This window comes from Lactococcus sp. KTH0-1S (assembly GCF_052544945.1).
This window is the reverse complement of the sequence record NZ_CP195165.1, coordinates 1,033,378-1,045,757: the sequence shown is the minus strand read 5'-3', so window position 1 is coordinate 1,045,757 and position 12,380 is coordinate 1,033,378. Positions and strand designations below refer to the sequence as shown.

Here is a 12,380-nt window from a genome sequence, read left to right as displayed (position 1 = left end):
ATTTTTTTGATAAAAAAAACGCAAAGCTTTCAAGCTTCGCGTTTTAGCTTATTTACACTAAATTCTCTTCACAATACTTACAAATTTTCCAATTCTTCCATCGCTTCCAAAAGAGTCATTTCTATCTCATCTTTTTCATCATTAAAGAGGTCAATTTCAGCTTGTAACTCTCCTAATTTAACAAAATCAGCGGTATTTTCTTGCATTTCCAATAATAGTGCTGCAATTTTTGCTTCCAAATCGGCTAGTTTCTCTTCACAAGCCTTGATTTCGCGCTCTACTTTACGTCGATTCTTTTGAGCTTCTTTCTGAGCTGTAAAATCTTGTTGAGCTAAACTTTCTATCGGCTCCCCATTTTCTGAAGAATTACTCTCAGCTTGTACTTCTTCTTTTTTCTCAACATAATAATCATAATCTCCCAAAAATTCTGTACTTCCTTCGGGAGCAATTTCTAAAACTTTGGTAGCTACTCTATTGATGAAATAGCGGTCATGAGAAACAAACAAGATTGTTCCTGGAAAATCGATCAAAGCATTCTCCAAGACCTCACGTGAATCAATATCCAAGTGATTGGTTGGTTCATCTAAAACTAAAAAGTTATCATGATCCATTGCTAATTTAGCAAGTAAAAGACGGGCTTTTTCACCACCAGAAAGCATCCCAACCGTTTTCTTTACGTCATCTCCACTAAAAAGAAAGGCTCCAAGCATATTGCGAATTTCAACTTCATTAAGTAAGCGATGCTCATTCCATAATTCGTCTAAGACAGTATTTGAAGCAGTCAATCTCCCTTGTTCTTGGTCATAATATCCCAAAGTAACATTGGCACCCAATTTTGCTTGACCTGCTAAAAATGGAATCTGTCCAACAATCGACTTAATTAATGTTGTTTTACCTACTCCATTTGGCCCAACAATAGCAAGGGACTCACCTTTACGCTCGTCAATGTTAATCGGACCAGAGAGACGATTATCTTCATAACCTACCGTTGCTTCTGAAACGGTTAAAACAACATTTCCAGACGTTTTTTCAGGAGTAAAAGTAACATTGGCTGATTTGTCATCACTTGTTGGTGCGTCTAAACGCTCCATTTTCTCCAACTTTTTACGACGCGATTGCGCCATTTTAGTCGTCGAAGCACGAACTAAATTTCTGGCAACATAGTCCTCTAATTTAGCAATTTCTTTTTGTTGTTTTTCAAAATTTTTGAGTTCTAACAAGAGTTTTTGCTCTCTTTGTTCAACATAGCGAGAATAATTTCCAGAAAAACGAGTCAATTCTCCTCTAGATAATTCTAAGACTTCATTAACCACTTTATCCAAAAAGTAGCGGTCATGACTGACAATTAATAAACTACCTTCGTAATTTTTAAGGTAATTTTCAAGCCAAGCTAAAGTTTCAATATCCAAGTGGTTAGTTGGTTCATCCAAAATCAAAAGTTGTGGTCTCTCAAGCAACATCTTAGCAAGAGCCAAACGCGTTTTTTGCCCCCCCGATAAACTTGAAATTTCTCTTTCCCACATTGTTTCATCAAAGCGAAAACCATTTAAGACAGACTTAATTTCAGATTCATAAGTAAATCCATTTTTCATCCGAAATTCTTCTGATAAAGCATCGTACCGTTTCATCAAAGCTGTCAATTCATCCCCAGCAAGTTCTCCCATTTGCAATTCCATCTGGCGCAATTGTTTTTCCATTTGGCGAAGCGAATCAAAAACAGAGAGCATTTCGGCAAATATTGTCCTTGAGGAATTCAGCCCAGTATCTTGCGCTAAATAATTCATCGTCAAATCTTTGGTCTTGGATACAGTTCCGCGACTCGCTTCTTCAACTCCAGCAATAATTTTAAGCAAGGTTGACTTACCAGCTCCATTTCGGCCAACTAGGGCAATTCTTGAATGGTCTTGTAAACTAAAATTGATATTTTCAAATAAAACATCGCCACCAAAAGTGCGTGCAATTCCATTCCCTTGCAGTAAAATCATGATATTTATCCTCTTCGTTAAATCTCAAAGCATATTTTTTAATACTTCGTTTTTCCTTTTCATATAATAGAAAAGCAGTCCTTCTATTATAGCATTTAAGGCAAGTTTTTTGTAGTTCTTCCAAATTCTTGAAATTAAAAAGCTTACCAAATTTGATAAGCTAAAATAAAATTAATATTAGACTAAAATTAATCTTTCACGCAATTCAATTCTCCTAACTTCTGGTGGAATAAACGCTCTGATTCCATCCTCGTTAAAACCAATCAATAGACAGTCCTCGTCAAAAATTAATGGTCGTTTTAGAATACGTGGATTATCCTGAATTAATTCAAAAGCTTTTTCTAGTCCTAATTCATCGAAATTATAATTTAAAGAGGCATATGTTTTCCCTCGGGTCGCAATTATATCCTCAAATCCGTTTTCAGTCAAGGATAAAATTTTGATTAAATCATCTTTTTCCATAACATCTTTTGATAAATTAATTTCTTCAAATTCAATGTGATGTTTACGTAACCATTTTTTAGCTTTTCTACAAGATGAACATGAACCACTAAGATAAATTTTAATCATATTTTCTCCCTATCTATTTTTTTCATATTTCTATTCTAACATGAAAGCGCCTTAATTAAAAGGGGGAAATAAATATTTTTTTAGAATTATAATTATTTTCTCATTTTGGACAACTATTCCATTTCTTTTGTTTGATAATTTCACAAATTTTTGATAAAATTATCACAAAGAAACTAAATATTAATTAGTTTTAATAAAATCGAATTAAATTTTTGAGGTATAACAATGACTGATCATAAATCAAGTAAAAGCTTGCCTAAAGCAACTGCTAAAAGACTGCCACAGTATTATCGACTGTTCAAAAGTCTTGTCGAAGAAAATGTGACACGCACAAATTCACAACTCATTTCAGAAAAAATCGGAGTAGATGCTGCCACAATTCGCCGAGATTTCTCTTTATTTGGTGAATTAGGCCGACGTGGATACGGCTATGAAACGAAAGTGCTCCGTGATTTCTTTGGAGAACTTCTTGGCCAAGACCAAGAAACGCATATCGCTCTAATTGGTGTCGGAAATCTCGGTCGTGCATTACTCCATTATCAATTCCAAGATAGAAACAAAATGAGAATCACGCAAGCCTATGATATTTCTGGCAATCCATTAGTTGGAACACAAACAGATGATGGAATTCCAATTTATAATATTTCTGATTTAGAAAAAAATGTTAAAAAATCGGATATCAAAACAGCAATTCTCTCTGTTCGCAAAGAAAATGCCCAAGAAGTTGTTGACACTCTAGTCAAAGCTGGTATCAAAGGTTTCCTAAACTTTGCCCCAATTCGTTTGAAAGTCCCTTCAGATGTGGTTGTTCAATCAATTGACTTAACTAAGGAGCTGCAAACACTGCTATTTTTCATGGGAGCTCAAGAAGACTAGATTAGTACAAAATAGAAGAACAGTTTTTATAGGCTGTTCTTTTCCTTTCTTTTTAATTGAAAAATGGTTTTTTATTATGTAATCCTTCATTTTCGGATTTCTTCTTCCCGAAAACTAAAATAATTACCAGCCCCTACAATAATATGATCAATAAAATTGATTCCCACATCCTCACAAGATTTTTTTATTTTGTAAGTAAATATTTTATCAGCCTGACTGGGTCGTAAATTTCCTGAGGGATGATTATGTGCAACTAACAGTCCTACTGAGAGATTTTTTATTGCATGATAAAGAATCTCTCTAGGGCTTGCAGTTGCATGATTAACCGCCCCTATAAAAATTGTCTTTTTTTCAATAATTCGATTTTGACCATCTAAATAAGTCGCCACAAGATGCTCTTGTTCAAAATTTTGCATTTCAAAAGCAAGACTCAAGCCATATTCTTTGGAACTCAAAACTTGACCATAACGTTTTCTATTAGTGGTCTGTATCCTTTTTCCAAATTCAATCATCGCTCGAATTTCAATGGATTTTGCCAGTCCAATGCCTGAAATTTCTCTGAGTTCATTAATCGAAGCTTTGCGCAAATTATCCAAAGTTTCAAAATGTTGAAGGATTTCTAAGGCCAAATTTAATGATGAGTATTTCTTAGTGCCTGTCCGCAATAATATCGCTAACAGCTCAACATCAGATAAGCACTCTTCTCCTAAAAATTCTAAGCGTTCTCTAGGTTGCATCGGATATTGATTTTCTCTTAGTTCATACATACTATTATATACGGAAAAATACGGCTTTTGTCACTGACAAAAGATTAATTAAACAAAAAAGTTCTGATGAATCTCAGAACTTTTTATTTTAAGTTATCATTTTACTGACAGAAATTTCTGTCAGTAACTTTTATTCAACTGTTACTGCTTTAGCTAAGTTACGTGGTTTATCAACATCAAGTCCACGTTGCATTGACGCATAATAAGCAATTAATTGTGTTGGAATAACCATTGAAATTGCTGACAAATAAGGATGAACTTGGTTGACAACAATTGTATCATCTTCACGAGCCACTCCTTCTTCAACAATTGTGATAGCTGAGGCTCCACGAGCCACTGTTTCCATTACATTTCCACGCGTATGAGCTGCTACTTCTTCATTATTAGAAATTAAAGCAAGTACTGGAGTTCCTTTTTCAATCAATGAAATCGTTCCATGTTTTAATTCTCCAGCAGCAAATCCTTCACATTGAATATAAGAAATTTCTTTTAATTTGAGAGAAGCTTCCATTGCCACATAATAATCTTGTTTTCGACCAATATAGAAGGCATTGCGAGTAGTTGGCAATAAGTCAGCTACAATTGCTGCAATTTCATCCTTTTCAGATAAAGTGGCTTCAATTGATTGAGCAACTAAAGACAATTCTTTAACTAAATCAAATTCTTTTGCTTTAACTTCTCCTTCAGACTCACCAACTGCCTTTGCAAGAAAAGCCAAAGTTGCAATTTGTCCTGTATATGCTTTGGTTGAAGCAACTGCAATTTCTGGTCCAGCACCAATTAACATTGTATAAGTTGCTTCGCGTGATAAAGTAGATCCGGGAACATTTGTAACTGTTAAGCTTGGAAGTCCTAATTCATTTACTTTTACTAAAACCTGACGGCTGTCAGCCGTTTCACCAGACTGTGAAAGGAAAATAAAGAATGGTTTTTGGCTTAACAAAGGCATATCATAGCCCCATTCTGAAGCAAGACCAAGTTCAACTGGTGTATTTGTCAAAGATTCAAGCATCATTTTTGCCCCAAAACCTGCATGATAAGACGTTCCAGCGGCAATAATATAAATACGATCAGCTTCTTGAATTCCTTTGATAATGTCTTGATCGACTTTCATTGTTCCATCTTCATTTGCATAATTCGCAATGAGTTTACGCATAACTGCTGGTTGTTCATCAATTTCTTTGAGCATGTAGAAAGGATAAGTTCCTTTCCCAATGTCAGATAAATCAAGTTCAGCTGTGTATGACTCACGTGAAAGGACATTGCCTTCGTAATCCATAACTGTAACATTATCCTTTGTTAACACAACAAGCTCTTTATCATGAATTTCCATAAATTCAGACGTTTCACGAATCATCGCCATAGCATCTGAGCAGACCATATTGTAGCCTTCACCAAGGCCGATTAATAATGGTGATTTATTTTTGGCAACATAAATCACTTCTGCATCTTCGCGATCCATAAGAGCAAAGGCATAAGAACCTTGAATTAAGCTTAGAGCTTTTTTGAATGCTTCAAGTGTTGATAATCCTTCTTCAGCAAATTTAGCAATTAAATGAACCGCAATTTCAGTATCGGTTTGTCCTTTAAAAGTATCATTCATCAAAAATTCGTTTTTAAGTTCAACAAAATTTTCAATCACACCATTATGTACTAAAATAAAGCGACCTGATGTTGAAGTATGTGGATGAGCATTGTCTTCCGTTGGTTTACCATGAGTAGCCCAACGTGTGTGACCAATGCCGGCTGTTCCTGAAACATCAATCCCTAACTTTCCTCTTAAGTCTGCAATACGTCCGACAGATTTAACTAATTTTGCTGCTGTTTCTTGACCATTTACAAAAATACCTGCTGAATCATAACCACGATATTCAAGTTTTTCTAGTCCTTGCATCAAAATATCAGTTGCATTTTTACTACCTACAACACCAACAATCCCACACATAATAAAGCTCCATTTAACTCACCTTTGAAATTGGTATAGTTAATTAATTTTCTAATATTTATTTATAAATAGCATTATATTACACTTATTTGTCATTGTCAAGTATAAAACTTCTAATAAAACTCAAAAAGACGATAATTGGTATAATTTATTTTCGACATTAATAAAAACCAATTGATATCAATTGGTTTTTTTAGATTTTTCTTGATACTTAATGTATGTGGGATAAGTAAGTAATAGAATACTAATTCCTTCGAGAAATCCGCCTATTGTATCACTTGGATAATGTACCCCTACAAAAATTCTTGAAAACATTACTAACGCAATTAATATAATACATAAAATGCCTAATAAAATTTTAGAAGAACAATTTTTAAGTTTTCCTAGACAGATAAAGAAAATACTTCCAAAAATAATTGTTGCAAAAATGGAATGTCCGCTTGGAAAACTTTTTCCAGCTTCATTGGCAAAAGCCGCTAACCGATGAATATCAGGACGTTCTCGACCAATAATTACTTTAATAACAGTATTTAAAGCAAGGCTTAAAACAACTGTTACCGCAAACCAGATTGTCGCTTCTTTCTGTTTAAAGAGAAGATATAAAACCAAAGCAAGTAGAACTGCGACAATTATTCCACCTTTATCTCCAAAAATATTTGTCATATGAGAGAAAAAGTAAGTGAGCCCTGAGGAGCTTTGCAAATGAAAAGCCCAAGTTTGAATTGGCCGATCAAAAGGAAATGGACCATGAGTAAAATCAATTTTAACAAAGAGCGTTAAAATTAAAAAGGCAAGGGTGGTAATAGCACCCGAAATATAATAGATTTTTTTATTCATAATTAATTAGTTTTCTATAGACTCCATTAGGAGATGAAAAATTGACCCTTTCGGAGAATTATTTGAAACAAAGACTTTGGCATCATTCAATTGTGCATATTCCTTCGCAATTGCCAAACCAAGTCCTGTTCCAGGAATTTCACTTGAACGGGATTTATCAATTCGATAAAATCGTTCAAAAATATTATCTTTTTCTTCTTCTGGAACGCCAATACCTTCGTCAGCAACCTGAAAATCAACTTGATGATTTTCCAAAGTAATATTTATTGTAATTTCTGAGTTGGAAGGTGAATATTTTCCAGCATTTTCAAGAAAGATAATAATAATTTTGTATAGCGTCATTTTATCTATGCTGACAAATAAATCTGTTTGGATATCAAAGTTTATTTTTTGTCTTAGCGCGGGTTGAATTTCACTGACCACTTTGTCAGTAAATTTACTTAAGTTAATTCTTTCTTTTTTCATTTCTAAATGATTTCCTCTAGAAATGGTCAGTAAATTTTCGATTAAAACTTTCATTCTCATTGATTCTTCGTCAATATAGGAAAGTGACTCATCAACAATTTCTGGATGTTCATGCCAACGTCTTTTGAGTAAATTCACATGTCCACGAATTGCAGCAACTGGTGTTCTTAACTCATGTGAAGCATCCGAGACAAATTGTTGCTCATTCTCAATTTTTTGATTCAGTCGATTGAGCAAACGATTGAAACTTTGACTTAACTGATGAACTTCAAGAGGATTTTTACTGACAGGAACTTGTTTAACATCCTTTCCATCAGTTGCCACCACAATATCTGTCAAAGGCTGACTAATCGTTCTGGCCGCTTTTTGAATTAAAATCAAAGCAAGGAAAAAGAGGAAAATCATGACAGCAATAATAACTAATATCGCTCTAATCATTGATTTAACTACAACATTTATATTCAACCATAATTCGGCTTTGGTTCCATTTTTAGAAGCTTTTGAACTATATAAAAAGATATCATCTCTTAATAGACTAAAACTCCCCCAAGATTTTCGTGATTTTAAAAAATTTGTTGTTCCTTGACTTTCTTCTCTTTGACCTGAAGGACTTGTCAGTCGAACAAATGTAGCTTTTTCGTCTTTTTCACTATCAAGTTTAAATTCATCCCAATTCACTTGCCCATTAGTTGCTGCGGTTTGAACGGAATTTAAAAGTGCCGCTCCCTCACTCTTACGTATTTGTAAACTTGTAAATGCAACAATTCCGGAAACAATGATTGTAATCAACAGACTAAAAATTAAGAAAATACGGACAAAAGTATCGGTAATAATTTTGGCACTTGTTTTTGATTCTATTTCTTTCATTTACTAATTTACTTTACTATTTTTTAAGGAAGAGTATGAGCCCTCTTTTGAAATATGTGTTTTTAACTTACGGTATTCTAATAAGGTTAAAATAATCATCAATACGTCAACCGCACATAAAACGAGCATTGAAATTGACCCATGATTAAAAAATTCAAAGATTTGATAAAGAATAAAACCAACTAAAAGTAATATTGATAAGGGGTATGACCATAGAATCTTTTTCCAGAGCAGAGCCAACGTCACCAACTTTAATGCACCATGTAAAAGTAAATATACAATAGCAAATAAAGTAGCGTCATTGGTCAGTCTTTCTCCTGCATTTGTAATCATCGTAGAGAGCGGGCTTAGAGAAATAGCCAGTGCAAGATGGTGAATAGTTGCTTTAATTAAATCAAGTGGAACAAAGATTAAAAGTAAACCTGATATAAATTCAACAAAAGCAAAAATACTTTTACCCAGAAGCATTGTGTTAAAACTAACATCTAATAATTCTTCTTTATTTTTCACTTTATTCATGGCTCCCTCTTTTCCTCTCTCAGTTTTCGTTATTTAAACGATAACCTATACCACGAACGGTTTCAATGAGAGATTTATGATTTGGCAAATCAATTTTGGCACGAAGGTAACGAACATAAGCATCCACGGTATTTTCCTGACCGTCAAAATCCATGCCCCATACATCATCCAAAATATCTGCTCGACTTACCACTATACCACGATGTTCTAAAAAATAGCTTAACAAAGAAAATTCTCTTTGAGTCAAATTGACTGTTTTACCAGCCACTTCCGTTGTATGAGCACTTAAATCAACTTTTAAGTAATCAAGTTCATAGACCTTGGAAAAAGAATTTGACCATTTCCTAAAAATCAACCTCAGCCGAGCCAATAACTCCTCAATTTCAAAAGGTTTAGTAATATAATCATCTGCTCCCGCATCAAGACCGGCAACTTTATCTCCAATATAATCGCGCGCAGTCAAGAAGATAATTGGCGCATCGGGCTGAATTTTTTTCATTCGACGTAACACTGTCAAGCCGTCTAATTTTGGAATCATCCAATCAAGCAAAACAACATCAATAGCAGGCTTAGCAGTTTCAAATATTTCCAAAGCAGAAAGACCATCAAAGGCGGTTGAAACTTGATAATCTTCAAAAATCAACTCTTTTTTGACATAATCAGAGAGACTCGGTTCGTCTTCAACAATCAAAACATGGTAGCTCATTTGGCTCCTCGCCTTTCTTTCATTGCAAATGTAATCATAAATTTTTATTTACTTGCTCATTATAACAAGCCTAAAACAAAAAAACCATACGGTTTTTCTGAATAATTAATGATAATTTATCATTTTTATTCTTCGTTAATGAAGTCTTCAATCAAATAACGAGGACGTTGTTTAACTTCCAAGAAGATTTTTCCGATATATTCACCAATTACACCTAGAGCTAGTAGATTAGCCCCACCAAATCCAACAATAGCCAACATTGTCGAAGCCCAACCCGCAACGTCAGAACCATTAATAAAATGGCGAATAATAATATAAATTGCTCCTACAATAGCTAGCAAAAACCAAACTAAACCAATCCAAAAAATCAAACGCATCGGTGCAGCTGATGTTGAAGTAATTCCATCCAGCGCAAAACTAATCATTTTTTTCAAAGGATACTTACTTTCACCGGCAAAACGTTCTCCACGTTTATAATAAACGATATCAGATTTATAGCCAACCAAAGGAACCATTCCTCTTAAGAAGAGATTTTGTTCAGGAAATTGAGATAAACCGTCAAGGGCACGACGACTCATTAAACGAAAATCAGCATGATTAGGAACACTTTGGCTCCCCAAACCTTGCATTAATTTATAAAAAGCTCCAGCGGTTCTTCTTTTGAAAACTGTATCAGTGTCCCGATTATCCCGTACACCATAAACGATATCACAGTTCTCATTTTCAAATTTTTCAAGCATTTCATCAATTGCATTAATATCATCTTGCAAATCTGCATCCATTGAAATAACACAATCTGCTAAATTTCTCACGGTCATTAAACCAGCGAGCAAAGCATTTTGATGTCCACGATTTCTTGAGAGATTAATCCCACTAAACATCGGATTTTCATTATGTTTTTCTTGAATTTTTCCCCAAGTCTTATCTTTTGAACCATCATTAACATAGACAACTCTACTTTTTGGACTAATAATATTATTTGAAATCAATTGTTCATATTTAGCCTTGAGACGTTCGGAAGTTTCATCAAGTACCAGTTCTTCATTGTAACATGGCACGACCATATAAAGAATCTTACTCATATTCACTCCTTAATTTTTTTCTTTTTAAACTGCTTATCTATTAAACCTAAACTTGCTAAAGCAATCATAACCGGGGCAAATTGATAAAGGTAACGTGAATTTGTTTCCCATAGAATAAGGAAAAAACTCAATCCAACAAAAGCTAAAGCTGGAATAAACCAGGGATTTGACCAATTTCTCTTGCTAATTAAAATTCGCCAGATTTGACGCCACAGCAAAACAACTAGGCCAATCCAATAAAGAGTTTGAACAGCCTTTAGCATAAACCACCCTGTTATATTACCACGTCCATCCAAAGAAAATGAGGTTCCTGATAAATAATCAAAGTAACGATTAATAAATTTATTTTCATGATGATAAGTATAAAACGAACTGTTCAAGTCGCCATAAAACCAAGTATAGGCCAACTTACGTCCAATTTGTCGCACAACTCCGACAGGTCCCATCTTCTTAAGATTGTCTATGAAGAGTTGTTTATCAGCCTCTTTTTTCGCTTCATAAGTTGGGAAAGATTCAGAATAGAGTCTCACTTTCTTATTGAATCCACCCGTTTTATTAGTTGGCGACCAAGACATAGCAATCCAGTGCATCATTGGAAGATTACGACGTTCATTAGCCTCATGAGAAAAGGCTGGCTCGGTCGCAATAGTTGCTTTAACCATGAAATGTCCACCAACAAATAAAATAGCAAACATTGGAAGTAAAAGCAAAAGTTGTTTCCATTTTTTATTAAATCCAAGGAAAATCAGAACAGCAATAAGCACAATTAACACTGTTGGCTTAAATTCATAACCTATAACTGCCAACAATGTCGCCCAAAAGTACCATAGAACTTGTTGAGTTATTTTTTGTGATTTAATGGCATAGATAAAGAACAACAAACTAAAGGATACAAAAGGAAGTGTAATCGTATCACTATAGAGTTGTGCACCATAAACGTAAAAAGGTAGGAACCCAAGGGCACAAACATTGTATAAGAGCGCATGTCTTTTCCCGCTCAAAGCCTTAACAATTAAGGTTCCAGCTAAAACTCCGAGACTTGTCAATAGTGCAGACACTGCTGTCACAACCCACATTTTTAGTTCAACACTTCCTGCAAAAGGAGAGAAAACTTGGTTAAATAAAATCCCTAAAAATTGATTGTTTGGATAACGAAGAAAATATCCTAAACGCGAAGCAGTTTCAGGTAACAGTCCAAAAGATTGACCATGGAGTTCTGTCGTAGAATTAAATATAACGAAGTAGTCCCAAGCATGCTTACTATCAGGCACATGAATCATAAAAAGAAACGGCAAGATAAAAGTTAATAAAGCTACTCCCCAAAAGCTTATTCGATAATATTGAGTTACTGACAAGTCTGTCAGTAACTCAATTTTACTGACAGACTTGTCAGTAGTTTCATTTTTATCCTTCGAGTCAAAAAGTTTTTTTGATAATTTATAAATTCCAACAAAATAAAAATAGGCTGCTATTAAAAGAATATTTCCTAACAAAAGCGCAATGATGTGATCTGCGTTCCACACTTGCGTCAAAGAAATAGCAATCCCGTTAATTAAAAGAAAGAGTCCTATCATTAAAGCAAGACAGAATCCTTTTTTATACTTAATAAATACTATATTATTCATATTACCATTTTACCATAGCTTGGCTTTTGTTTCTTACAATAACCTTAATTTTTAGATGATAATTTCTCATTTTTTACTTCGCATTTATAAACTACACTATAGTTAACGCTTACGACTCTAATTGCAACAGAATTTT

General features: G+C 34.1%; 11 protein-coding genes. 1 reads left to right on the top strand and 10 read right to left on the bottom strand.

The genetic code is table 11. The annotated features are described in order from the left end of the window. Window positions 1-77: 77 nt before the first annotated feature. Together ACRYLU_RS05160 and ACRYLU_RS05155 are read right to left on the bottom strand one after the other, a co-directional pair. Window positions 78-1,985, bottom strand: a complete 1,908-nt coding sequence (locus tag ACRYLU_RS05160; protein WP_038601273.1) for an ABC-F family ATP-binding cassette domain-containing protein — start codon at window positions 1,983-1,985, stop codon at window positions 78-80. A 177-nt stretch (window positions 1,986-2,162) separates the two neighbouring features. Further along, complete coding sequence (locus tag ACRYLU_RS05155) at window positions 2,163-2,555, bottom strand: Spx/MgsR family RNA polymerase-binding regulatory protein (RefSeq protein ID WP_038601276.1); 393 nt, start codon at window positions 2,553-2,555, stop codon at window positions 2,163-2,165. Window positions 2,556-2,780: 225 nt separating this feature from the next. Between ACRYLU_RS05155 and ACRYLU_RS05150 the strand changes: the two genes are divergently transcribed. Beyond that, a complete protein-coding gene (locus ACRYLU_RS05150) occupies window positions 2,781-3,431 on the top strand; it encodes a redox-sensing transcriptional repressor Rex (RefSeq protein ID WP_038601278.1) in 651 nt (216 codons plus the stop codon). A gap of 86 nt (window positions 3,432-3,517) precedes the next feature. Here the strand turns inward: ACRYLU_RS05150 and radC are convergent, their stop codons facing one another. From radC to ACRYLU_RS05110, 8 genes are all read right to left on the bottom strand, one after another. Then, window positions 3,518-4,198, bottom strand: coding sequence for a RadC family protein (gene radC / locus ACRYLU_RS05145; protein WP_445081329.1), 681 nt, complete (start codon window positions 4,196-4,198; stop codon window positions 3,518-3,520). Window positions 4,199-4,328: 130 nt separating this feature from the next. After that, on the bottom strand, window positions 4,329-6,143 hold the full coding sequence (gene glmS, locus ACRYLU_RS05140; RefSeq protein ID WP_445081328.1) for a glutamine--fructose-6-phosphate transaminase (isomerizing): 1,815 nt from the start codon (window positions 6,141-6,143) through the stop codon (window positions 4,329-4,331). A gap of 180 nt (window positions 6,144-6,323) precedes the next feature. Further along, entirely contained in the window at window positions 6,324-6,980 is a 657-nt protein-coding gene (locus tag ACRYLU_RS05135; protein WP_038601281.1) for a phosphatase PAP2 family protein, read from the bottom strand. Between the two features lie 6 nt (window positions 6,981-6,986). Beyond that, complete coding sequence (locus tag ACRYLU_RS05130) at window positions 6,987-8,312, bottom strand: sensor histidine kinase (RefSeq protein ID WP_278227863.1); 1,326 nt, start codon at window positions 8,310-8,312, stop codon at window positions 6,987-6,989. A 3-nt stretch (window positions 8,313-8,315) separates the two neighbouring features. Continuing rightward, window positions 8,316-8,831 carry a DUF2127 domain-containing protein gene (locus ACRYLU_RS05125; protein ID WP_029343809.1) on the bottom strand — a complete coding sequence of 172 codons (516 nt, stop codon included), beginning with the start codon at window positions 8,829-8,831 and terminating at the stop codon, window positions 8,316-8,318. Between the two features lie 19 nt (window positions 8,832-8,850). Next, window positions 8,851-9,537 (bottom strand): response regulator transcription factor, encoded by a 687-nt coding sequence (locus ACRYLU_RS05120; RefSeq protein ID WP_058205312.1) that lies wholly within the window; start codon window positions 9,535-9,537, stop codon window positions 8,851-8,853. A gap of 125 nt (window positions 9,538-9,662) precedes the next feature. Beyond that, window positions 9,663-10,619 carry a glycosyltransferase family 2 protein gene (locus ACRYLU_RS05115; RefSeq protein WP_270224998.1) on the bottom strand — a complete coding sequence of 319 codons (957 nt, stop codon included), beginning with the start codon at window positions 10,617-10,619 and terminating at the stop codon, window positions 9,663-9,665. 2 nt (window positions 10,620-10,621) lie between these two features. Then, window positions 10,622-12,244: a glycosyltransferase family 39 protein gene (locus ACRYLU_RS05110; protein WP_445081327.1), complete on the bottom strand. Its 1,623-nt coding sequence runs from the start codon at window positions 12,242-12,244 to the stop codon at window positions 10,622-10,624. Window positions 12,245-12,380: the final 136 nt, after the last annotated feature.